Annotated in this window: 19 protein-coding genes and 1 tRNA gene; 8 read left to right on the forward strand and 12 right to left on the reverse strand. The window is 57.3% G+C overall.

Features of this window, described 5'->3' with window-relative positions; translation table 11 throughout:
• Positions 1-22: 22 nt before the first annotated feature.
• From ACSYSO_RS06290 to ACSYSO_RS06300, 3 genes are all read right to left on the reverse strand, one after another.
• Entirely contained in the window at positions 23-652 is a 630-nt protein-coding gene (locus ACSYSO_RS06290; protein ID WP_489760463.1) for a DNA-3-methyladenine glycosylase I, read from the reverse strand.
• Between the two features lie 72 nt (positions 653-724).
• A complete protein-coding gene (locus ACSYSO_RS06295; protein ID WP_489760464.1) occupies positions 725-2,395 on the reverse strand; it encodes an ABC transporter permease in 1,671 nt (556 codons plus the stop codon).
• A complete protein-coding gene (locus tag ACSYSO_RS06300) occupies positions 2,392-3,297 on the reverse strand; it encodes an ABC transporter ATP-binding protein (protein ID WP_489760465.1) in 906 nt (301 codons plus the stop codon). The genes ACSYSO_RS06295 and ACSYSO_RS06300 overlap by 4 nt, the downstream gene beginning before the upstream one ends.
• A gap of 170 nt (positions 3,298-3,467) precedes the next feature.
• On the opposite strand from ACSYSO_RS06300, the gene ACSYSO_RS06305 reads away from it, so the two are divergent.
• Positions 3,468-4,793, forward strand: coding sequence for a sensor histidine kinase (locus tag ACSYSO_RS06305; RefSeq protein WP_489760466.1), 1,326 nt, complete (start codon positions 3,468-3,470; stop codon positions 4,791-4,793).
• A gap of 35 nt (positions 4,794-4,828) precedes the next feature.
• Here ACSYSO_RS06305 and ACSYSO_RS06310 read toward each other — a convergent pair whose 3' ends face one another.
• Together ACSYSO_RS06310 and ACSYSO_RS06315 are read right to left on the reverse strand one after the other, a co-directional pair.
• A complete protein-coding gene (locus ACSYSO_RS06310; protein WP_489760467.1) occupies positions 4,829-6,898 on the reverse strand; it encodes an FtsX-like permease family protein in 2,070 nt (689 codons plus the stop codon).
• Between the two features lie 176 nt (positions 6,899-7,074).
• Positions 7,075-7,725, reverse strand: coding sequence for an ABC transporter ATP-binding protein (locus ACSYSO_RS06315; protein ID WP_491701704.1), 651 nt, complete (start codon positions 7,723-7,725; stop codon positions 7,075-7,077).
• A 351-nt stretch (positions 7,726-8,076) separates the two neighbouring features.
• On the opposite strand from ACSYSO_RS06315, the gene ACSYSO_RS06320 reads away from it, so the two are divergent.
• Positions 8,077-8,592, forward strand: a complete 516-nt coding sequence (locus tag ACSYSO_RS06320) for a ClbS/DfsB family four-helix bundle protein (protein ID WP_489760469.1) — start codon at positions 8,077-8,079, stop codon at positions 8,590-8,592.
• Positions 8,593-8,674: 82 nt separating this feature from the next.
• Here ACSYSO_RS06320 and ACSYSO_RS06325 read toward each other — a convergent pair whose 3' ends face one another.
• The 4 genes from ACSYSO_RS06325 to ACSYSO_RS06340 form a co-directional block, all read right to left on the reverse strand.
• Positions 8,675-9,046, reverse strand: coding sequence for a type II toxin-antitoxin system PemK/MazF family toxin (locus ACSYSO_RS06325; RefSeq protein WP_489760470.1), 372 nt, complete (start codon positions 9,044-9,046; stop codon positions 8,675-8,677).
• On the reverse strand, positions 9,043-9,303 hold the full coding sequence (locus ACSYSO_RS06330) for an AbrB/MazE/SpoVT family DNA-binding domain-containing protein (RefSeq protein ID WP_489760471.1): 261 nt from the start codon (positions 9,301-9,303) through the stop codon (positions 9,043-9,045). The genes ACSYSO_RS06325 and ACSYSO_RS06330 overlap by 4 nt, the downstream gene beginning before the upstream one ends.
• Before the next feature lie 66 nt (positions 9,304-9,369).
• A complete protein-coding gene (locus tag ACSYSO_RS06335) occupies positions 9,370-10,809 on the reverse strand; it encodes an FtsX-like permease family protein (protein ID WP_489760472.1) in 1,440 nt (479 codons plus the stop codon).
• The gene (locus ACSYSO_RS06340; protein ID WP_489799903.1) at positions 10,806-11,585 is read right to left on the reverse strand and encodes an ABC transporter ATP-binding protein; all 780 of its coding nucleotides are present in this window, start codon (positions 11,583-11,585) and stop codon (positions 10,806-10,808) included. The genes ACSYSO_RS06335 and ACSYSO_RS06340 overlap by 4 nt, the downstream gene beginning before the upstream one ends.
• Before the next feature lie 123 nt (positions 11,586-11,708).
• Here ACSYSO_RS06340 and ACSYSO_RS06345 point away from each other — a divergent pair, with 123 nt between their 5' ends.
• From ACSYSO_RS06345 to ACSYSO_RS06355, 3 genes are all read left to right on the forward strand, one after another.
• On the forward strand, positions 11,709-12,338 hold the full coding sequence (locus tag ACSYSO_RS06345; protein ID WP_489760475.1) for an NAD(P)H-dependent oxidoreductase: 630 nt from the start codon (positions 11,709-11,711) through the stop codon (positions 12,336-12,338).
• 164 nt (positions 12,339-12,502) lie between these two features.
• The gene (locus ACSYSO_RS06350; protein ID WP_489760477.1) at positions 12,503-13,240 is read left to right on the forward strand and encodes a response regulator; all 738 of its coding nucleotides are present in this window, start codon (positions 12,503-12,505) and stop codon (positions 13,238-13,240) included.
• A 238-nt stretch (positions 13,241-13,478) separates the two neighbouring features.
• Positions 13,479-14,114: an ECF transporter S component gene (locus tag ACSYSO_RS06355; RefSeq protein WP_489760484.1), complete on the forward strand. Its 636-nt coding sequence runs from the start codon at positions 13,479-13,481 to the stop codon at positions 14,112-14,114.
• Positions 14,115-14,192: 78 nt separating this feature from the next.
• On the opposite strand, the gene ACSYSO_RS06360 is transcribed toward ACSYSO_RS06355, so the two are convergent.
• Together ACSYSO_RS06360 and ACSYSO_RS06365 are read right to left on the reverse strand one after the other, a co-directional pair.
• Positions 14,193-14,266, reverse strand: a tRNA-Ile gene (locus ACSYSO_RS06360).
• 85 nt (positions 14,267-14,351) lie between these two features.
• Entirely contained in the window at positions 14,352-14,888 is a 537-nt protein-coding gene (locus ACSYSO_RS06365; protein ID WP_489760479.1) for an NADPH-dependent FMN reductase, read from the reverse strand.
• Between the two features lie 190 nt (positions 14,889-15,078).
• On the opposite strand from ACSYSO_RS06365, the gene ACSYSO_RS06370 reads away from it, so the two are divergent.
• From ACSYSO_RS06370 to ACSYSO_RS06380, 3 genes are all read left to right on the forward strand, one after another.
• On the forward strand, positions 15,079-16,086 hold the full coding sequence (locus ACSYSO_RS06370; RefSeq protein ID WP_489799897.1) for a hypothetical protein: 1,008 nt from the start codon (positions 15,079-15,081) through the stop codon (positions 16,084-16,086).
• Between the two features lie 98 nt (positions 16,087-16,184).
• A complete protein-coding gene (locus tag ACSYSO_RS06375; RefSeq protein ID WP_489760481.1) occupies positions 16,185-16,640 on the forward strand; it encodes a hypothetical protein in 456 nt (151 codons plus the stop codon).
• A 186-nt stretch (positions 16,641-16,826) separates the two neighbouring features.
• Positions 16,827-18,047, forward strand: a complete 1,221-nt coding sequence (locus tag ACSYSO_RS06380) for a helix-turn-helix domain-containing protein (RefSeq protein ID WP_491701705.1) — start codon at positions 16,827-16,829, stop codon at positions 18,045-18,047.
• A gap of 124 nt (positions 18,048-18,171) precedes the next feature.
• Here the strand turns inward: ACSYSO_RS06380 and ACSYSO_RS06385 are convergent, their stop codons facing one another.
• On the reverse strand, positions 18,172-22,227 hold the full coding sequence (locus tag ACSYSO_RS06385; RefSeq protein ID WP_491701706.1) for a DEAD/DEAH box helicase: 4,056 nt from the start codon (positions 22,225-22,227) through the stop codon (positions 18,172-18,174).
• Between the last annotated feature and the right edge of the window lie 440 nt (positions 22,228-22,667).

Raw genomic sequence — 22,667 nt, forward strand, 5'->3', positions numbered from 1 at the left:
GCATTGCTTGCACCAGCCGTACTCACCCGGCGCGGAAGCATCCGTCAAGATGGTCGTCAACCATGCCCGCGGACTGCATGAACGCGTACATAGTGGTAGGGCCTACGAATTTGAACCCAAGCTTTTTCAGCGCCTTGCTCATGGATTGGGCTTCGGGCGTGATCGCCGGCACCTGCTCCACTGCGGCCGGACGCCGCACAAACGTCTTGCCGCCCACCAGGTCCCACAGGTAATCCGCCAGCGAGACCCCGTCGCGCTTCATGCTTACAACAATCTTGGCGTTCGCGATGACCGCCTCGATCTTGCCACGGTGACGAATGATGCCGGCATCGTCGAGCAAAGACGGCACTTCCCCATCCATGCGCGCGACTTCTTCGGGTATGAAATTGTGGAACACCTCGCGCATGCGCGCCTGCTTCTTCAAAATGGTGCTCCACGACAGCCCGGCCTGCATAGCCTCCAAGCACAGACGTGCAAAGAGCTCGTCCGAGTCGCGGCACGGCCTGCCCCATACCTCGTCGTGGTCGACGATCTCCAACTCACTTGTGTATGCCCAGAAACAGCGCGGCACACCGTCCCGGCCCACTACAATGGTCCGCGCCTGCGTCTGCATCTCGCTGTCGCCCGGGCCGGTCACCTCTTCATCGCGCATGGCATTACCTCATCATCTGTCGATGCACATTTTCCATGCATTATACAAAACCGCAGTCCATTCATCGCCAACCTACTGCTGAAGCGTGGCGTAACCTTCCAGAGTATCAAGGATGCGCAGCTGGCGCTTGTCGTAGAGTTTGGCACCGATATGCGTGCCCGCCACCAGGACGATGAGGGCATTGATTACGGCGGTGATGGCAATGGCCGGAACATAGAAAACGCCAAAGTCTACTGCGAACAGACCAACGAACGTCACCGCCAGGGTCGGGATCATGACGACAAACGTAAGCAGCGCATAGAGCAGCGGGAAAACGAGCTGGGCCGTGGCCCTGCCCTGAGGCGTGTTGAGCGGGCGTTCCAGTGAAGGCACCGGGTAGAGCATCGTGCACGACGAGATTTCCGCCAGCCCCAGCATCGCCCAAGCAATGGCCAGACTGATGGCAGCAAAACAGGCAAACCGCAGCCAACCTGCACCGGTCTTCCATTCTCCGGATACCGCAAGCAGTATCAGAGCCAGCACGGCGATGTATATCGTGGAGTATACGACCTGGACGCGCACTCGGGCATGCCGGTCGTCACGCCCGCTCACCCCTGCGAGCACTTGCATGGTCAGCCCCTGGCCGTCGTACGCCAGGCCATTGCTCTCACACATCATCATGAAGCACGATGCGATCGGTAATATCATCCAAGTCGCAGATGCTAAAGGAGGCGCTTTGAACAGTAGCGGCACAACGGATATGGCTACAAACAGCAACGGCATCACCAGCAGCATCGACTGGCGTGGGTCGTGCTTGAGGCAAGCGACCAACCGTGCGCTTATCGCCCCGGAGGGGCCCTCTGGCATCCAAGCGAAGGCACCGATGCCTTTGACTCGCTTGGCCTCACGCACTTTCGGTGTATGCGTACGCTCGAACCGCAGACACCATACGGAACCCATGAAGCACAACACACATGTGAGAGCAAGCACCACAATCCTGCCGACGATGGCGATGGCGTTGCCGTCCATTGCGTCGAACGGCAGTTGCATAGCTGCAGCGAACGGAGTCCAGGCTGCAAAGCCGGCGAAGTTCGTAAGAGCAGCGGATATGGCTGTAATCTTTGCCACAATTGCACTTCCGCCCATCAAGGCAGTCGTCGAGGAAAGATAACCAGAACCGGCACCCATACCCATACAGAAGACAAGCGTAACCAAGGTCATCACGGTGGTCGATCGCGCCACCAGACTCATCAGTGAGACGCACAACTTGGAGATGCTCATGAGCGTCACCACGAACAGCGGCGCCGCCAACAGAGCCATGACGAACGCTGCCGGACCCAGCGGAATATAAGCCACCGACCAAAGCAGCAGTGCCAACAGGCAGGTGATTGCGGGCGTGCCGGAGAGGCCAGAGAGCAGCATGCCGCCTTGGAGCTGCGCATCGGGGATGCCGTACAGTTCGAAATGCTTCGGGTCGAGGCCGGAACCTTGCCCGGTGTAGAGCACTTGCATGAGGATGACAAGCAAGGAGAACACGAGTGCCACAATCACCACGATGTTGCGCATAAGCGGGGTCGCGTCCGCAGGTGTGATACTTGTCGAGAACGCACGGTTTACGCCGAATGCTGCTTGCCCGATGCCGACGACCACAGCCAAGGCGAGCAGCCAGGTGATGACGTAGTTCGCGAGCTGCCATGCGGAGGATTTGAGCGTGGCCCACGTGATGGCCCAGCGCATCTGGACGATAGTGAGTGCCGTCTTCATCGTGCGGTTCCTTCGCTTTGTGCCGTGGGCTGTGAAACCTGACCGGCGGCGTCAGTACCGTTAGTGCCTTCAACGCCCTCAACGTCGCCAGACTGCGCACCACCAGTCAGCCATTCCAGGTGCGCGGCACCATGGCGACCGCCTACCAGCTCCAGGAAGCGGTCTTCCAAGTCCTCACCGACGGAAACCTCCGCGAGGGTACCGGCGGCCTTGACTTGGCCGTGGTCGATGACGGCCACATGGGTGCACATCGACTCCACCAGCGCCATGACGTGCGAGGAGATGATCACCGTGCCGCCCGTGGCAGCGTACTCGAGCAGAATATCTTTGAGATTGGCCGATGAAACCGGGTCGACCGATTCGAAAGGTTCATCGAGCACCAGAATGCGCGGATCGGCAATCATGGCGCTGGCCAGGCAGATCTTCTTGGTCATGCCGGTGGAATAATCCTTGACCATGGTGTTCGCACTGTCGCTCATGTCGAAAGCGGCAAGCAGATCCTGGGCACGCTTGACAGCCTCGTCTCGCTTCATATCACGCAGCATGCCAGAATAGACAAGCAGCTGCAGACCAGTGAGGCGGTTGAAAATCTGTTCTGTCGAAGGCATGACGCCGAGCAGTCGTTTGGTCACATTGATATCGCTCCATACGTCATGCCCAAGCACGCTGATGGTGCCGGCATCAGGTTTGAGCAGTCCGGTGAGCATACGTAGCGTGGTGGTCTTGCCTGCGCCGTTGGGACCCACCAACCCATAGAACGAACCGGCGGGGATGGTCAGATTCAGATCAGCAACCGCACGCTTGCCATTGAAACTCATGCACAGCCCTACGATGCTGACCGCAGTCGCTTGCTGAGCAGGGAGTACGCGACGCACCACATTGTGTTCAATATCATCTCTCATGGTTTTAATATACCGAATTTATTACTATGCCGCCTTGATACGACCAGTTTCGTCAACGAAACCAACATTCCACACCTGCCCAAACTTAGCCAAACTCCGCCTATTGAACATACCCACTGAACATACCCACCCTGATTCGATGCATCATGCAACATCGGTATAGTAGCGGTATGACTTTCAAGGAACGTGTGCAGCATGCCCGGCAGGAGCCGGCACGGACCTTCCCCCAGTACGCAACGATGGTGTTTGCGCTCGGGGTGGTTTTCGCCATACCGGACTCGGCGTATATGGGTAGGCTTGCCCTGCTCATTGCCCAGCCCTTACTCATCATCTTTCTGTACGTCGGCATTCGCAAAGTGCCAAAGCTGGCAGCGCAGCGAATACTAGCGGTATTGCTTATTACAGTATGCATTTGGTCAGCTCCGTTCCTGCGCCGCGGAGGCTATCTGCTGACTTACATCGTCATCGCCGAAATGTCGCTGCTGTTCAATGAGGCGTTCGGCTATGTCACCATCACGGTAGCCTCACCCGTGATGTGGGTGCTCTCCCCCATGCTCAATATGATGCGCGCCTACCGAGAATACGACTACTACATGTCCTCGGTCTACGTACTGTTCGCGGGCATCCTCTTCATGGTGTTCACTTCCCAGTCCACCAAGCTGCAGCGAGCCAATGACCAGCTGAGGCGCAGTGTGGACACCATAGAGTCGCTGACTCTCTCACGCGAGAGGGCGCGCATGGCCTCCGAGATGCACGACTCACTCGGCCAGCAGCTCTCGGCCGTCCATTACGCCCACGAATCGGCGCTGAGTGCACTGACACGAGCAGAAGACCCCGCACGGCAAGACACACCATCGGGGCAGCACGACCAATCGCCACACACCAACGCATCCCCGACAGCGCTATTCACTGACTCTGATACCAGCAATAAACCGGCAATGCTCGCAGATATCGAGTCAACAAAGGCAGCGGTGAATCGTGCGGACAGCATCACCAAGGATGCGCTTGCCGAAGTGCGGCAATTGGCCCGGGCATTGAGCCCCTCAGCCTTTGGACAACAGCTCAATGACGAAACCATCGCACGCATGGCCGATTCCTTCACCGGGGCTGGCCTCAAAATGACCACCGGCATCACCGGAGACACCGCGCTCTTAAGCGAGACCGAACAGACACTGCTGTTCCGCGCACTGCAGGAGACCTTGACCAACGCAGTGCGCCACGCCCACGCCACGAATGTGCATATCAGTCTCACCGTCGGCGTCAATTCCACGCGCCTCACTGTGGAAGATGACGGGCCCGGCATGGACGAGGCAGACGCTGATCACGGCTTCGGACTGGCGGCGCTGCGCCGTCGTTTCGAGGAGGCTGGCGGGAGCATGACCGTCGGCGAATCACAGACCTTGGGCGGCACAGATATCACGCTCGTGGCACCTCGTGCCTCGTGCCGTTCCGCGCAACCACAACCGTTCCGAACAGCCCCATCAGCGAAACCGTAAACCCGAAACCAGCGCGTCTGCAATCAACTTGAGACTCAACCTCGCACCAAACCATTGCGCGCAACAAGCCAGGAGCACACCAGCGTCACCGCAAGCCCCACTGCCAGCAGGGCCAGCGCGAGCCACACGAACGAGCCGAACGGTATGGGCATGGCGCGAACCGGTATGCCCTCGCGGTTGAAACCGAAAGCGATGCCGACCATCACCATCGCCACCGCCGCCACGGCAATCACGATACCCACCACCACGTCAATCAGCGTCTCCAGCACGGCAGCAAGCGTGAGCGAGCCGCTCATCACACCGAGCTGATGGAGCCGTCGGTTCTGAGCGCGCCGTTCGCTCAGCATGATGGCGACCGCCTGCATAAGGAAAATGAGCGCGAGCGCCGCCCCGCCCACAATCATCACGGAAAGTGCTTTCTGCCCAGACAGTCCTCTGGCAATGTATCGGTCCGAGAACTCACGTTTGGTCTCTACTCGCACGTCGTTTGGAACGGCGCTCTTGATCTGCCGCACAATACGAGGAACATCATGCATCGAGGCTGCGGCAATGGCTGCGATACCGCAGTTAGTGTCTCCAGTTTGCGGCAGTGTACCGTTCAGCGCCAGAAAGTCCATCTGCAGGTCCGGCATGCCCTGCGGCGGGTCGATAAGCGCCACCACGCGTACAGCGTGCTGGCGGTCGTGCCCGTCAATGAGCTGAACCGTATCGCTGAGCTTGTGCCCCACTACCTGTGAACTCATCGCCACCCGGCCAGGACCTAGGTCTTGCAAACTTCCTTTAGTCACATGAGGCACACTGGCCCTGCCGCCCTCGTCGGCAAGCTGCGCGACATCGGCCCACGCGACATTGACAATCTCACTGGATCCTTCCGCCAGCCAGCGCTGGGTCCGGTAGGTCTGTACTGAACTTGCTTGTTTGCCTAGGCGGCTCACGGCTTGGGCAATGGCGTTCTCGTGAGCCACGTTGTCGGTAGAGACAACCACATCCGCTTTGAGCGGGTCGAGAGTCAGAATCGCACCTCCTGCCGCACCGGCACGCGAAAGCCCCAGGAATGAGACAACGATAGTTAGTACCATGATGACAGGCATCGCCACGGAAATCGACCCCTCGGTCTCCCGGCGCGAACGCTGAGCAGCCAATAGCCCTGAACCGCGGGCGCTACCCCGCGAAGCCAGTCTCACCAACGAACCCACTGGAACCGCAATCGCGGCGACCAAAACTGGGGCGGCGGCATAGGCGAGCACGATCACCACAACGACGAGCAGCATGGTGCGCACATCCAACGTCATCGCCGGTATAGGAGAGACCACCAGCACCATGGCAAGCGCGAATGCCGCCACCGCCACAGTGCCACGCACCTTGTCGACTCCACGTTTGCCGAGCTTTTGCTGCTGCAGGAGGGACAGCGGCGCCTCACGCAGCAGGGAACGCATGGAAAACATCACACCAAGCAAGCTTGCCGCCAGCATCAGGGTGAATCCAAGCAGCGCGAAACTGAGCCGGGCCCGCGTCTGCAATGTCGAGCACTGCGAAGCATAGGCAAAGAAACGGCCCACCGGAGTGACCAATGGCATGCTCAGGGCAGTGCCCAATGCCGTACTCAGTACCAGTGGCACCGAAAACTCGCCCAATGCAAGCGTAATGGCACGCCGGCGAGAGAGCCCGGCAAGCCGCATCAACCCGTACTCGCGCCGGCGCTCCTGCACCAGGAACGACACCGAGGAGAGCGTCAGAAACACCGCAACCAAGATGCAGCACCCCGCCGAGATGCCGGCAAGCATAATCGCCGAGGTATAGTCGCCATCGACCACAATGCGCTGGTACATGCTCATACCGGTAAGGTCCGGCTCGCCATCGCGGGCCAGCGCGGAACCGAGGATCTGCAGCAGCATGCTCGTCAGTACAGAAGCCAAGGCCGTTGCCAGGCACAACACCGCGTAGGAGGCACGGTGGGCCTTGACCAGCGCCTTCACCATGGAAGCGAAGGAAGGATGCCGAGTGCCGATTCCGTTGGCTTCGTTGGCGCCATTGGTTTTACCGGTTCCGCCAGATTCGCCGGCGCTCGTGACCAGCACCATCGCATCATCGACATTCGCGCTCATTGTGTCACCGCCTGAGGCTGCACACCCTGTGCATGACCGCGCCCAGCGCCGCCCGTACGCTCCTACGCTTGTACTTGCTGCGCCATCTGCACGAGGTGATCCGAAAGTTCCTGAGCACTGGCGCCGCTGCGCACCGATTCCACGTGCCCGTCAAGCAGGAAAACCGTGCGCTGGGCTCATGCGGCCACATTGGGGTCGTGCGTGACCATGAGCACTGTGCGCCCCTGCTCCACCATGCGCGAGAACGCGTCCAGCACCAGTGCGGCACTGCGCGAGTCGAGCGCGCCGGTAGGCTCGTCGGCGAAGACGATGGCCGGCTGGAGCGCGAGCGCACGAGCAATGGCGACCCGCTGACGCTGACCGCCGGAAAGCTCACTGGGATAACGCTCTGCGCAGCCTTGAAGCCCCACCGCGGCGAGCGCCTGCTCCGCTGTGTCTGACTCAATGCGTCTGCCGCCGAACAGGTCGGAAAGCATGACGTTTTGCAGGCAGGTGAACGCTTCCACCAGGTTGTAATCCTGAAACACGAAACCGATATGGTCCCGCCGCAGGCGCGTCAATTCACCCTCACCCATCGTCGTCAGGTCTTGCCCGGCCACGCGCACCGACCCCTGTGCTACCGGAAGCAGGCCCGAAGCGCAATACAGCAACGTCGACTTTCCCGCTCCGCTCGGCCCCATCACCGCGGTCCACGAGCCCGGATCGCAGGTGAGATCCACGTTTTCAATGCCAGGAGCGGAGTCTGAGGCATCGTTCCCGTAGCGGTACGAAACACCACTGAGTTGCAGCGGGTCGTCCCGCAAACCCTCATCGTTCACCGTTCCCACAGCATTCCTTGCGCGTTCTGTTCTCGTTGTCATCTTCGTCAGATCACTCTCCCTGCCGTTCCGTCGTCCATCGTCCGAGCACCTACCGTCCATCATGCCGAGAAAACGCGCGGACAGCGATATGCCAAACGTCATGTCGAACCCTGAATCCCGCAATGGTCTGTACAGTGGATATCCTGAACAAACCCTGACCGAAGCAACGGCATCAACGAAGTCAGCATCGCAAATCCATCAGGCGCTCAAGTCACCCTCATTGTTCCCTTGATAAATGAGAAAGCGCCCACCTCAGACGCGCCAAAATAAGCTTTATGCTACGCTGTAAAAACCACCCCTATAGATTAGGAGATGCACATGCGCACGTATGCCAACCCGGAAGAACTGGTCGGCGAAATCAACAACAGGTATGACAAGTTCATTGCCGAGTTCGATTCCGTACCCGAGGAGCAGCGCGACGTGTTGGTAGACGGTGTCGATAAAACACCGTCGCAAATGATTTCATATCAAATCGGCTGGTTGACGTTGCTGCTGGCTTGGGAACACGATGAGAGCCAAGGCAAAACTGTCATAACCCCGGCCCCCGGCTACAAGTGGAACAATTTAGGCGGACTGTATCAGCAGTTTTATCAGGACTACGGCAAGCAAACACTGAAAGAGCAACGCAAACAGTTGGATCAATTAGTCGCCCAGGTGTGCCAGTGGGTGGCAACGCTCAGCCAAACCGAATTCCTGGAAGCCGGGCAACGTCAATGGGCCAACAATAGCGCCCAGTGGCCGATTTGGAAATGGGTGCACATCAACACCGTGGCTCCTTTCACCAATTTCCGGCCCAAAATCCGAAAGTGGAAAAAGCTGGTAACTCAGTCCTAATTGAGGGCAAAACGTCAATCATGACATCACTGCACGGTCTATTACTGTCTGCATCTGCGTTCAGAGATGAGTAAAAAGACAGCTACACCGGAATGACCATCATGTTGGGCTGAACGTAGCAGCCGAGGATGCGTGAGGTAATAACGTCCATGTCTTCGTCGCATAGACGGCCGATTCTACGAGCCTCACGAGCACTTAAGTCAAGCGCCCGAATTTGCTCGATTTGGGTGTAACCGTCAATCCACCCTTCACCGTCTTCCCGCTTGGTCTTCTTCAATGGTTGATGCAGTTCGAAATCCGGCCTACCATGCGAAATGGGAATCACCACGGTCGTGCTGCAGTTGCGATTGAAACCGTCATTGCTCACCACTACCGCAGGGCATTGCTTGGCTTGCTCATGACCTTTGGAGGGGTCAAGACCCACCAATACCACGTCACCATAATGCCAGTTCACAGCGCTTCCTCCCCTACCGGCGCACCGAACGGGTCCTCGCTCGCCCGGTAAGGCTCACTCCGATTCTTGAACAAGTCATCCAGATTGGTTACATGAATGACCCGCATGTTCGTACGAACCGGCTTCAAGATGATGGAACCGTTGCGGACCGTGGCCTCGACCTGCTCGCCGTCCTTCAACCCCACTTGTTCTCGTATACTTTTGGGGATACGCACACCTTCGGCGTTACCCCATTTCGACAGCGTCAATGTAGTCATAGCAGCCTCCCATCACAACACATAACGTATATCCCAGTATATACCTTACACACCACTCGCACTCAGCTATTCGCCGATGGTGGTCTGGATGGTGGCGATGGCCGACTCCTGCAGGGCGCTGCGCGCTGTCACGTATGTGGCGAATGACCCAATGACGACGATTGGCGCACTCACGGCGGCGAGGAGGCCCCACGGAACGACGGGTGCGAAGCTGCCGGATATCGGCATATAGGCCACTGCGGTGAGGAGCGCAACCATGACCGTTTCTCCGAGCGCGATGATGATACTGGTCATCATGAGGATGAAGCCATCCAAGACAGAGAGCACGATGAGTTGGTCGGGACTTGCACCAGCCACGGAAACAAGGGCCAGGTCGAGGTTGCGCTCGCTGGCAGATATGGCGAAACTGGCGAGAGCGCCGATGAAAGCGATAAGCAGCGCAGCCCACAGGCCGGACAGTATCTCCTTTGGACCGCCGGACGTGAGGTTCTCCAAACCCGGAACGGCTCGCACTGCGGCGGTACTGGTCTGACCGGCCGCGAGCATACCGGCGGCCAGAAAAATGCATGACGCCAGAGCGACAATGGTGGCACTGAACGCCTTGCCACGGCTGCGCACCGCAGCCTGCGAGCGCGCTATTTTCCAGATGGCCGACTTCACCGGCACCAGTCGGGTCCAGAATCTGGTGATCGCGCCGATAACCGGTCCGCCAGCACGGGCCAAGGCGACGAGCAGTAGAATGATGCCCAGCACCGGGCCGGAACCGATGAAATTGAGGACGGTGACAACCTGCTCCTTACTCAACGCTTGAGAACTGCCGCGCGAAAGATAGAGAGCCAGAACGATCGGCATCACAAGAACGAGCAATGCCATGGCAAACGCGACTTTGCCTCGCACACGCGTGGCAGTTGCTTGAGGAGCATCGCCCTGCGCGCGAGCCAGCATCTGGACCGGGACCATCTGCTCCAGTTCCTTCAGCGTCAGGCGCGTGGCCAGCAAGGCCACGACGGCCCCAGTAGCAAGCCCGGTCAGCACAGAACGCGGGAAATTGCGCCACGTAAAGGTGAACGGCACAGGCAGACGCGCACCAGGAGAATAGAAATCGATGATCCGAGGGGCAAGCAATGGCGAGACGAGCGCACCGACGAGCGACGCCAGCAGGGTCAGCACCAGCACTTGCGCCATGGTGATGAGCAACACCTGCCGAGGCGTGGCCCCTAAGAGCGAGAGCAAAGCCAACCCCTGCCTGCGCTGCCGGATCGAGGCCTGCAAGGTCTGCATGATGACCAAGCAACCCAGCGCGATGGCCGTGGCATACACCATGCTTAAGCCTGAGGCAAGATACTTGGCCGGGTCGCGCGTCTTGACCGAAAGCCCCATGTAGTAGTCGTTGACGCCCATGCTCACGCTCAAGGCGCACAGGATGGTCTGCACAGCGACCAGCACCAGCAGCACCCCGGCCCAGATGCCCTTGTTGGTTTTGAGGTCATTCCATGCCCACTTCATGCGCGCGCCCCCTGCGGCGCAGCAGCTTGCATATCCGCCGCGCCGACGAATCTGCCGTCCCGCATGGTATAGACCACATCGCTGAGGCTTGCCAGTCGCGGATCATGGGTGACGATGACGACGCATTTGCCGGGCCGGTGGGAGTACGCCTTGAGCTCGTCAAACACCAGCTGCCCGGTACGCTGGTCGAGCGCCCCGGTGGGCTCGTCGGCGAACACCACGTCAGGGTCGGCCACCAGCGTGCGAATCAGGGACACCCGCTGCTGCTCGCCTCCCGAGGGGGAGCCGGCGGCGTCTTTTTCATGACCATCCATACGGAACTTGGCAATCAGTTCTGAAACAGCCGCCCGGTTTACTTTGCGACCCGCGAGGTTGAGCGGCAGTTCAATGTTGTCGCGCACGTTCATGGACGGGACGAGATTGTAGGCCTGAAACACGAAACCGATGTGCGAACGGCGGAACAGCGCCAAATCCTTCTGACTTTTATCATGAATCGCCTCACCCAGTACCCAAGCGCCACCTTGCGAAATCGGCTCCAACCCGGACAGGCAGTACAGCAACGTGCTCTTCCCGCAGCCGGACGGGCCGGTAATGGCAGTCATGCCGTTGCCTGCGTTGAAGGCAAGATCGCTGAACACCGGCGTGGCGGTCCCGTCGCCGGAAACGAAACTCTTGCCCAGATGCTGCGCCACCACCATGGCGCCGGGCTGCGCACCCGAACCGTTCACCACATCAGCGCTCATCATCGAAATTCCCTCCTGTACGCTCATAGCCATAGTTCAACCATTCGCTTACTATCTTGCCGCTTTACAGCACAGTGAGTGATATGCCGAAAGTCATATCGAACCCTGAAATACCATGGCTGAACCGCTTAGCATGAACGGAACTAGAATGAGCGTATGACCAAATTACTGACATTTACGGCCAATCCCGAGCCAAACTCACTGACGCAAACCGTAGGCAAGGCGTTCCTGGAGGGAGGGGCCGAGGCCGGCGCAGACACCGAGTTCGTGGACCTGCACGAAATCGGCTTCGACCCCACCTACACCCTGGCCGACCGCAAGCAATACCTGAACGAAGGCCCGATGCCCGAGGACGCGGCGGCACTGCAGCGCAAGATCGAGGATGCCGACGTGATCGCGCTGGTCTTTCCGATTTACTGGTGCACCATGCCGGCGATGATGAAAGGCTTCACCGAGCGGGTGCTCTGCCGTCATTTCGGCTACAATCCGGACAAAAGCCCGAGCGCCATCGCTGACAAGACCTTCCGCGTCATCATGCTCACCGGCAGCTCCGAGCAGTGGTACCGCGACAACGGCATTCACGATGCACTCTACAAGCAGATCATCTACTACATGTTCCACCACTACTGCGGCGTGGATAATGCCGAGCTGGTGTACGTGGACGAGCTGAGCATGGGCGACGATTCGGCTGCAGCCCGCGCTCACGCAGCCAAACATATCGAGAAGATTAAAGTGCTGGGTTCCTTGCTGGCACAAGAACAACAAGAGACGCAACGCCAAGCGTGAGGCTGACGCGAAGCACACAAGCGTCTTTGCTGGACAGGGCATCGAGATGACTTTCCCTAGTAGATAGGAAAAGTTCCCTTCTTTTCAAACGTTCCCTACTATACTAGAGAAAGTTACGTTTCACACAGACTTTTGGTATTGCGTCATAGGGCATGGGAGTACGGATGAATGAGCAAACATCTGGCGTGGTCGGGCTGCTCATCGTGGACGATCAGGAGCTGATACGCACCGGGCTCTCGCTGCTCGTGGACGACATGGACGGCATCGAAGTGGTCGGGGCGGCACGCGATGCCGCCGAAGCGCTCGACCTGGCCGCGGCTCACCCGGATATCGACGTGGCACTCGTGGACGCACGCATGCCAGGGACGAGCGGACCGGAGCTCATCGCGCAGTTCGACCAGCGCTTCCCCACCATCAAGTGCATCCTGCTCACCGCGTTCGACGAGGACGACAACTTGATCAACGCACTCAAGGCCGGAGCCGTGGGCTACCTACTGAAAGACGTTTCAGCAGCCGACCTCGAACAGGCCATCCGCACGGCGGCAACCGGCGGACAGGTACTTGGCGCGAGCGCCGTACCCCGCGCCATGCAGGTGATTGCCAACGGCTCACGCACAGCTGCACCCGATGCGATATTCGCGAGTACCGACACCAGCTCTACCCTGCCAAAGTCATTCGGCACCGCACCTGCTCTCGAAGCACAAACGCTGCTTGATGAGCTGACCGAACGCGAGCGCGAAATAGCCTATCTCGTTGCATCCGGCAAGACAAACTCGGAAATCGCAAAAGCCGTGTTCCTTTCCACCGGCACTGTCAAGAACCACATAAGCCATATCTTCCAAGTCCTGTGCGTGCGCAACCGCACAGAACTCACAGCGCTCATGAACGGCACATTGAACTAACTAGCACCTTGGACTAGCTAGCGCATTGGCCAGCGTTGCTATAAATTCGAATGATATCGTGCTCAATCTCACCTGTGTTACCTATTTACGAACACAGGCGTTGCGCAGACGCCTTTACTGCTAGAGTGGCAACCGGCGTCTCCGCCCGGGCTGCGCAGGTCAAGGGGACGTCTGCTATTCATACACTGTGCGCAGCTGAAACACGAGGAACACTGTGGACAACCATGCCCAAAATCGCATTCAACCATCTCAACATTCACCACTTGCTTCACCCACATCACATCGCCTGCGCTGGAGAACCGCCGACATCGCCGTCGGAGCAGCATTAGGCGTGGCCTGTGGTGTGGTGTTTTGGGGATTCAACTTCGCCTATTCCGCACTGTCGCCCCTGCTCGGAGCCATCCTACCCGGCATCGCCAGTCTGCTGCATGCCTTCTGGTATTTTTCCGGCCCACTCGCCGTACTGATCATTCGCAAACCCGGCGCGGCAATCTTCGTCAATTTTGTGGGTAGCAGTGCAGAAATGCTGTTCGGCAACCAGTATTCGTTCTCGTTCGTGTTCATCTCAGCGCTGCTGCAAGGACTGTGCGCCGAAATTCCGTTCGCACTGATGCGCTACCGCCGTTTCAACCTGATTCTCACCGTTGTTTCCGGAGCACTCACCGCGGTAGAATACGGTATCTATGTGCTTCTGTTCCGCTTCCAAGGCGTGGCGTTCCTCAGTCCGCGCGGCATCACGCACATGGTGTGCGAGATCATCGGTGGCATCGTTATCGCCGGAGTGATGAGCTGGTTCTTATTCCTCGCCATTGCCAAAACCGGGGCACTCGACCGTTTTGCCTCAGGCCGTGAAGTACGGGCTCACAAAGCGTGAACAGACGCTGTCGGTGGTTTGTCACTCATGCCGCACACAAACCAAACTAGGCAAACAGAAAACTGACACACCGCTAAGTGGGGCCGCTCGGGCTTGAACCGAGGACCGACGGATTATGAGTCCGATGCTCTAACCGACTGAGCTACAGCCCCACGCCGGCGCGAACGCCAGCATCAAGAAGCTTAGCAGAAGCGCCGACCATACGAAACGCTCAGGCACAACACGCTATGCAAACGGCTATTTGTTGCTCTCCACGAACTCAGCGAATGCTTGCGCGAACTTGCGCAGGAAGTCCTTCGACTCCTCAACCACATTCCCTTCATCGTCCAGCCCTGAGGCCGCGTTGAAATACACTTCCGGCTGTCCCATAAGCTTCATGTCAAGGAACAGCGCCACGTTGCGCAGGTGGGATTGTGCTTGAGTCGTACCCAAGGCGCCCATGGACGCACCGATAATCGCAGCAGGCTTGCCAGCAAACGAGCTCTTGCCCCAAGGGCGCGAAGCCCAGTCAATAGCGTTCTTCATCACGCCTGAGAAGCTTCTGTTGTATTCCGGGGTGACGAACAGCACACCGTCAGAATCCTCCACTGTCCGCTTCAAGTTCAACACTTCGGCCGGCATGCTATCGTCCAGATCCTGGTTGTACAGCGGCAGATCCATGTTCACATAGGTGAATTCCACACCGTCGGGCAGCAAGCGTTCGACGTTCTCAGCCAGACTTTTATTGAAGGAGTCCTTGCGCAGTGACCCTACGAATACAGCTATCTTGACCATGATTACTCCTTTGTTATTCACATGCACGAATCCGCACGGCACCAACGTTTCAGGCCAGCCGACGAACCCGTCTCCACATCCCAGCCTAGTATGCTCCCATGCGTGTTGCACGCGTTGCGCTTGGAGGAAATACGCACCATACAATGGAATATGCGAGAGCAATGGTCACCTGTGAACGAAGGGAAGCACCATGCAAGAGCCAAGCACACTCCATGTGATCAGCCCGCTCACTTGGGTAAGCAACGAATTTACCAGTCTCAACGCAAGGCTGCACCCACCGCGATACCAACTGCACACCCACCATGGGTTATCCCCACTGCAAGATATCGGAAAGACGGACGGCGTGTGGATTGCGCCCGAGTTATTGGTTGCGTTGAACGCGTGGCGTACCAGGCATGGCGCATCCGATCTGCAGCTGGCAACCCCTCGTACGGATTGGGCCGAGCATGTGCAGCAACACCTACTGGGACGCGCTTGCATCGCTGCTGATGTCGGCACCATACGCCGTTGGTCCGATTATCCGTCCGCTCTTGGCAGCCGCCCATGGTCAGGATTGCGTCAGGGCCGCATCACAGGATTTCGAGCCGCCCGCCGCACGTTGAACGAATTGCAGCACGACCTCTCACCAGCCCCTGCCGAATCCGTCATCGAACTCAACGGCCATGTTGCCTCCATTCGTGAAGAATGGTGCGTTCTCGTACATGCAGGGCGTGCCGTTGCCGCAAGCGGATACTGCGTCCATCATCCGACCGGCAGCATCGGCCTTGCCGAGCGCACCAGCCAGGAACAGTCCGTCACAACAGTGTTCGACGGCGCCAGGTTCCATATGTCATACCGAGACACGGCACTGCAAGCCGCCGAGCAGGCCGCTCAAGCCGCGCATATCGGCACTGCCAGCATGATTGTCGCATTCTCGTCAAACGCTTTAGATCAGTTGTCATCCCGCCCCTCAAAACCCGTTATCTTGGAAGTCAACCCTGTCTGGTGCACGGCTCCATACCCATTCGAGGCAGGCTCCTCCCGAGACATATCCGAACGCCTCGCTGAAGGAGCTACGGTATTTCTGGATTCAATCATGTCTGCGAGTACCGCAACCACTCACATCAACACCATCCCGCCTGACGATCTCGACTCCACCTATCGGCCCGACCCCTGGATGAGCGCCACCCACAGACGCCGTTATGCGAGTTTTCAATAACATCAAACGCAGTATCCACACATCAAGTTGACCATACGTAGCCGCACATGTATCATAGTTCATATATTTCCGGTTTTCTACATAGAATCGAGGGGGCGATGGGAACAATACAAGCAGATTTCGCCGGCAACTACCGGAGAGTGCAGCACGATGACGCTGACGCAGAAATAGAACGCCGTTTCGGCTTCCCTGCCTCCCTCATACGATCAGCCGCAACGCTCGCCTTGCGCGAGGCTTCCGGAATCGATGATTTGCACGCACAGCAAAGTGCGAAAGGCGCGATGTTCTATCATCATTTCGTCATAGCGTTGCGCGATAGCCTTGACATCCTTCCAGAATGGGATGCACAACTCCTCACCGACATCAACGCCTCCCCTCGCGCCTATCATTCACGACTCGGAATTGGTTTTGCCGTCGTCCATAACCTTTCACGCGCGAAAGACCCCTCAGCCCATCCTCGCGTCAGCCTATGCAACACCACCGCAACAGAGGTGCAGAAGGCAACAGCGCGGAGGATGACATCTTCTCGAGTTTCTTTATCCGGCGAGAGATAGCGCAACATGGGACGCTATGGCTGATTGTCTATCACAAAAATCCTGACGACACCGCACACATCGAAGTATCGCTCCCATCCTCGGTCAGCACAAACAATATCGTTCAAGGGTGGAGTGAGCGTATAATCCTTGACCCGGTAGGCTTGAATACTTCCTATCCCGAGCAATTAATGGAGGAGCACCACGATGACGGCAATGGAGAAGAGAATATCGTTGTCTCCATTTCCGAGCGATAATCCCCACCGCTCCCTGCTTGACCCCGGGCGAATCACCAGTGCGCGAGAAGCGGCCGGACTGACTAAAGTTCGTCTTGCCGACGCCATGGGTGTCACGGAGCGCACCATATCAAACTACGAAAAGACAGGTGCCCCAGCAGAAAGCAGAACACACCTCGCGCAGGCACTCAACGTCATGCCCTCATATTTCGACATCACTCCAGAGACACTGCATGTCACCGACCTTGACGAAAGTCAGGTTTGGTTCCGTTCAATGCGAAAATCCACTGCTTTACAGCGGAAATCTGCAGTCGGACATGGTCGTTATGCCTTGCTGTTATTCGCTTGGATTGAGGCACACTTTTTTCTGCCACCACTGAACTTCGACATCACCAATGGAGAGAACCTCTCCCCTCAGGATGCAGCCTCCCTGCTGCGCAGCGATTGGGGATATGGAGAAAATCCACTGCCTAGCCTTACCAAACTAGCCGAATCACACGGTATAAGGATATTTTCTTTGCCCCCCGTGGATGAGGCAGTCGATGCATTCAGCTTTGTATTCCAGGATACTCCATACATTGCTGTGGATACTGTAAAATCAGCAGAACGTATACGTTTCGACATCGCGCATGAATTAGGCCATCTTGTCATGCACGAGTCAGGGTTGAGTGAGCGCCCGTTCGACGCAGATGCCTCTGCTCCACACCACAAAGCACGTCCGCGCGATATTGAGCAAGAGGCTCATGCATTCGCATCAGCACTACTCATGCCCGCGCACCGTGTACTGTCCCTCATACCTCCAGAGGGCGGAACAAAAGAAATCCTCAACGCAAAACGATATTTCAAGGTCTCTGCGATGGCTATGGCGCACCGTGCACACGATTTAGGCCGCCTCTCCGACTGGTCATACCGAAAAGTCTGTTCACAACTCACCTCATTGGGATATCGCACCGCCGAACCACGCGGCATTGAACCGGAACAGTCAACGATTTTCAATTTCATTGCTGAGTCAAACAGGAAAAAAGGCATTTCGATACGCACGCTCAGCGAGGAAACTGGATTGGTTCCTCAAGAGATCCATGACCTGTCTTTCGGCAGAATCATGGCAGTTACATCACACAATCCACATCCGGACGAGAACGTGACATTCCAACGCCCCGCGCTCACCTTGCACAAGGGCGGGTTACGGTAGCGTCGCCACCCCCTTCCTCCGCACTTGTGCGGAGGGCCACCAATGAAGACACTCATCTCAAAACAACAAAACCGGCATATCACAGTTATAGAAGCAGCCCGCGCCCCAAAAACGTCCGCCGGTCTCACCCCAGCAGCGCCAGCAGGTCGTCTTTGCTGAGTTTGGCCATGCCGCCACTGGAATTCGAACTGGCTTCATCGACGAATCGGCTCGCCAGATCGGTTTTGGTACGTTGCATTTCCAGAATGCGCTCTTCGATGGTGTCTTTGGCCACCACCTGATACACGTTCACATCGTTTTTCTGACCGATGCGGTGGGCGCGGTCCGTGGCCTGATCTTGTGCCGCGGCATTCCACCATGGATCGGCATGCACTACCACCGACGCGCCCGTAAGGTTGAGACCGGTGTTGCCGGCTTTGAGCGAGATGAGGAACACCGGAGTGGAGTCTGCGTTGAACTGGTCGACCAGTTCAAGACGTTTGCGTTTGGCAGTGGCACCGGTGATGGTGTAATACTCCACGTGCGCGCGCCGCAACCGTTGCGCCACCAAGTCAAGGAAGCTGGTGAACTGGGAGAAGATCAGCATCTTCTGCCCCGCATCCTGGCAGCTGGACACCAGTTCTTCGATCGCATCCAATTTTGCCGACGGCACAGCTCGCGCACGCTTGCCGTCACTGCCTGCAGTTGCGGCGGCTGTGGCCTCGGCATCAAGCGCTGCTCCTGCCTCCACTTCGTCCACAGCGGTGTCTCGTGCCGGTGCCCCCCATGCCCGGCTTTCATGTTTCACTTCGTTTACGCCTACGTTGTCAAACAACAAACGCGGATCACAGCACGCTTGGCGCAGGCGGGTCAGCTGTGCCAAGATCTGAATCTTGCCCGTTTTGAATTCGATGTCTCGCTGCTTGTTGAGCGTGGCGCGCAATTGTTGTTCCAGTGCTGCATACAGTTTGCGCTGTTCGCCTTCCAATCGTACCGTGATGACGTTCTCGATCTTGTCGGGCAGATCCTTGAGCACTTGCGATTTGAGTCGCCGCAAAATGAATGGACCAACAAACGCTTGCAACTTCTTCTGTACTATGGCATCGCCACTCATGATGGGCATCTCGAACCGCTCCCGGAAATGCTTGTATGATCCAAGCATGCCTGGCATAAGAAAGTCGAAAATGCTCCACAGCTCGGAAAGCCGGTTCTCAATGGGCGTGCCGGTGAGCGCGAACCGGTGCTGCGCATTGAGACTGCGCACCGCCTGCGAGGCTTTGGTGGTGTGGTTCTTGATGTATTGCGCCTCATCGAGCACCATGCACGAGAAGCGCAGAGTACGGTAGTCTTCCAAATCGCGACGCAGCAAGTCGTAGGAGGTAATCAGTACGTCTGGCACGTCGGCGCGCACCCGAGTATCGTCTCCGTTGCCGGTATCGTCGCTGCCGCCGCCAGCGTCCGCGACCTTCCTCGAATCCTTGCCAGAATCTTTCTGCGCTGCCGCGACGCGTTGCAGCACGTCTCGTCGTTCACTCTTCGTCCCTGCCATCACGGCAACGTTGAGACCGGATGCGAATTTCTCGCATTCTGCGGCCCAGTTATACACCAGTGACGCCGGGCAGACAATAATATTGGGCCCTATTCCGCGTTGTTCATCGACCCGGGAGAGCAGGAACGCCAACGTCTGTACGGTTTTCCCCAGTCCCATCTCGTCAGCAAGGATGCCGCCAAACCCTTTGTCCCAGGCCGCATTAAGCCAGCGGAAACCTTCCTGCTGGTAAGGCCGAAGCACCGACTTAAGAGACTCGGGCACTTGGTAACGCGCCGCATCAACGGTTTTCATTCCGTTCAAATAGGAGCGGAATTCGTCGCTCTTATCGTCTTCGTCGGCTTGTGCGTCCAGATAGTAGGCTTCGTACGCTGGCACGGCAACTGGACCGGCGGAAAGTTCTCCGGGTTTGAGCCCCAAGTCAGCGCTTACCTCGTCGAGCTTACTGGCGTCCATCTGGCTTAAATCCACGAACGCTCCGTTGCTCAAACGGTGGAACCGACGGCGTTTATGGTAGCTTTTGAGCAGTGCCGGCACTTCCGCAGGGTCGATTTCATCGGCGATCGGCGAGATCTCAACCAGCCCCGAACGTACGCTCAGGCCTAATTTCAGTACCGGATGAGAGACGGTGCGCAACCCATCAAACGCAGGCGTGCAGAACACCTGACCAATGCTGCGTAATACGGGAAGCCCCTCGTTGAGCAGCTTATATATGGCGTCGTCGTCGCTTTCACGAATTCGCGCAAAGATACCGTCCGGCGCCGGGAAGTAATGACGGGCAGCTTCCACAGCCAAACGTTCGGTGTCTTTATCTCGAGTCAACGGCTCGTTGGGGCCGATGCCGAGAAAGACATGGAATCGTTCTTCGCCGTAGCGCGCTTGAATGTCGCAGGTCACTCCGTATTCGTCACGGTCCAGATAAGTCTCGATCTCACACGGAGTCTGGCGCAACGCCAAAAGTTCATCAGGCACCACCACCACAGCTCCATGTGCTTGTACACCGGTACCGGAATCTGTGGAGGCAGACACGAGTGCGTCATGATCCGCTTGATGCGACGACGTTTGCCCCTCAATCTCGCTTTGCGCCGCAAGCCCATTCATATCTGTCTGCTTGCGTTGCACAGGAACCAGCTGTGGCAACACCGTGCGCGCAAATTCCTCCACATCGCGTGATTCCAAATATAATTCGCTGCCCTCCACAGAACCACTGGGCGAACACAGCACAGTGAGCACTTCACGCTCGGCGACCATGCTCTGCGAACACCGATGGACGGCCTGCCCCTGCGTTCCATGCAGCGCACTTTCGCCGCTGGGATGAACTATGACGAACGACGCCACAGACCCCACAATGAACCGGTCCACGCTCAACCGATGACGAATCACATACCCTTGCCCCCCACTAGGAGAGGCCGCCTGCCGATTCCTCACTCCAGAGGCACCATATGAGCCAGATACACCCGTCCGGCGCCCGGCTTCATCACGAACATCACTCGGCACAATCTCAATGCCCAAGTCCGGGTCACCGTCCACTACATGCATGGGGGTAGCCGCCGTATGCCATCCGCCACTGGCCGCAAAGTCGAATGTGGCATCCTGATCCACATAGAGATTCAGTAGTTCCGCCGCCTCATCGTCGGACAATTCCACGTGCGCATTGTCGCTTTTAGTTCTGTAATAATCGTATCCGAGAGTGATGGAACTGCGAATCTCCACTGCCCGTTCCACCAAATGCAGCAGCTCACGACTGCGCTCATCGAACGCATCGCGTGTATGCACGAACGCCAGTTTCTTACCGTACGAGAAGAACCTACCGTTCTTCACTGCGTCGACCAGATTGTAAATATCTTTGACCACATACGAGATGTTGCGCCGCGGGACGGTAATGTGCAGGCGCAAACCCCAACGTCCCGAACGAAAATCCTCAAGCAAGGGGCGAAGCACCACGCTGCCGGGGGTCACGGTGAGACTTGCCTGAGCTCCAGCCATTCCTTCTCCCGAAGCTTTGCTGCCCACGGCTTTGAGCAGTTCCAGCTGCCGGTTTTTTGCCTGTTCCTGTTGCGCCGAACTTTGCGCCGCCATAAACTGCTGCAGCGTATATGAGGTCCGCTTACGTACTCTTCTGCCTGCTTGGAGAGACAATTCAGAACCGTTCCTTGCACCCACGGGGTTTTGCGGATCGAAATCCTGCGGACGTCGATTGTACCGCATGATGAGAGCCACAACATGCTTGCACGTCTTTCCATACCTGCCATATGCCGGGCACGTACAGCTCGAATCGACGATTTCACCGCGCGTTTCGTCGATTTTCGCCCACACTGCGTATTCCCCGTCGAGCCCTGCAGAATCCACAGAACAGCTCAGTTGGAGCGCTTTTCCTTCTGATTCACAGTTCAACGAGTTCATGCGCCCACTGTCGATAATCTCCTGCGCACGGTAGAAAGCATTGCCAGCGCTAGCCTTAAGCGTGGTATCCGATACCGGATGATGGCCTGCGGCACCAAACGTGGAGCCGGTTTCATTGTCGTCTTCATATGAGGTATCGTCGTATTCATACCCTTCATCAAACCCGCTGAAGGAGTATTCTGTGGGATCAACACCAAATCCACCGGAGCCACCAGTCCTTGACCCATACACCGAAGCATGCCAGTCCACAGTAGGCCTCCCATCATGTCCCAATACACAACAACGCGGATTTCAGGCCGCGCAAACGCAAAGTTTGATTCTACCTCTGTATGCGGCAACCTGCAACATGGAGAGCCACTGAGGAAGAGTTCGATTCCCAGCTTTCTCTCAGGATACTTTTCATCACAAAAGGCTGATATATCAACAGAAAACCAGAAGTCCATCACTCCTTTTTGTGACTTGCATCACATTTTAGAAATTCTCAATAGTCGCCGCTCGTGTATATGTCTATTTATTTTATGCTTTATCAGGCTTTTTTCAGGTAAGCACATATTTTACTAGACAGTTTCCTACTGTACGTCTGAAAAATGGCGGTAATTTGAGGAAAATGGAGGCACCTTAGCATGCTAATCTTTCTTATGAAGCCTGAAACTTATGCTGAGTGGCACGCGCTACGAAACATAACAACG

The organism is Bifidobacterium sp. ESL1130 (genome assembly GCF_058507935.1).

What these genes read in the sequence shown, in the direction of transcription:
- ACSYSO_RS06350 (WP_489760477.1), top strand. Translation starts at nt 12,503, where the DNA reads ATGAATGAGCAAACATCTGGCGTGGTCGGGCTGCTCATCGTGGACGAT.
- ACSYSO_RS06345 (WP_489760475.1), top strand. Translation starts at nt 11,709, where the DNA reads ATGACCAAATTACTGACATTTACGGCCAATCCCGAGCCAAACTCACTG.
- ACSYSO_RS06365 (WP_489760479.1), bottom strand. Translation starts at nt 14,888, where the DNA reads ATGGTCAAGATAGCTGTATTCGTAGGGTCACTGCGCAAGGACTCCTTC.
- ACSYSO_RS06320 (WP_489760469.1), top strand. Translation starts at nt 8,077, where the DNA reads ATGCGCACGTATGCCAACCCGGAAGAACTGGTCGGCGAAATCAACAAC.
- ACSYSO_RS06335 (WP_489760472.1), bottom strand. Translation starts at nt 10,809, where the DNA reads ATGAAGTGGGCATGGAATGACCTCAAAACCAACAAGGGCATCTGGGCC.
- ACSYSO_RS06375 (WP_489760481.1), top strand. Translation starts at nt 16,185, where the DNA reads ATGGGAACAATACAAGCAGATTTCGCCGGCAACTACCGGAGAGTGCAG.
- ACSYSO_RS06305 (WP_489760466.1), top strand. Translation starts at nt 3,468, where the DNA reads ATGACTTTCAAGGAACGTGTGCAGCATGCCCGGCAGGAGCCGGCACGG.
- ACSYSO_RS06330 (WP_489760471.1), bottom strand. Translation starts at nt 9,303, where the DNA reads ATGACTACATTGACGCTGTCGAAATGGGGTAACGCCGAAGGTGTGCGT.
- ACSYSO_RS06370 (WP_489799897.1), top strand. Translation starts at nt 15,079, where the DNA reads ATGCAAGAGCCAAGCACACTCCATGTGATCAGCCCGCTCACTTGGGTA.
- ACSYSO_RS06295 (WP_489760464.1), bottom strand. Translation starts at nt 2,395, where the DNA reads ATGAAGACGGCACTCACTATCGTCCAGATGCGCTGGGCCATCACGTGG.
- ACSYSO_RS06300 (WP_489760465.1), bottom strand. Translation starts at nt 3,297, where the DNA reads ATGAGAGATGATATTGAACACAATGTGGTGCGTCGCGTACTCCCTGCT.
- ACSYSO_RS06340 (WP_489799903.1), bottom strand. Translation starts at nt 11,585, where the DNA reads ATGGCTATGAGCGTACAGGAGGGAATTTCGATGATGAGCGCTGATGTG.
- ACSYSO_RS06380 (WP_491701705.1), top strand. Translation starts at nt 16,827, where the DNA reads ATGACGGCAATGGAGAAGAGAATATCGTTGTCTCCATTTCCGAGCGAT.
- ACSYSO_RS06290 (WP_489760463.1), bottom strand. Translation starts at nt 652, where the DNA reads ATGCGCGATGAAGAGGTGACCGGCCCGGGCGACAGCGAGATGCAGACG.
- ACSYSO_RS06310 (WP_489760467.1), bottom strand. Translation starts at nt 6,898, where the DNA reads ATGAGCGCGAATGTCGATGATGCGATGGTGCTGGTCACGAGCGCCGGC.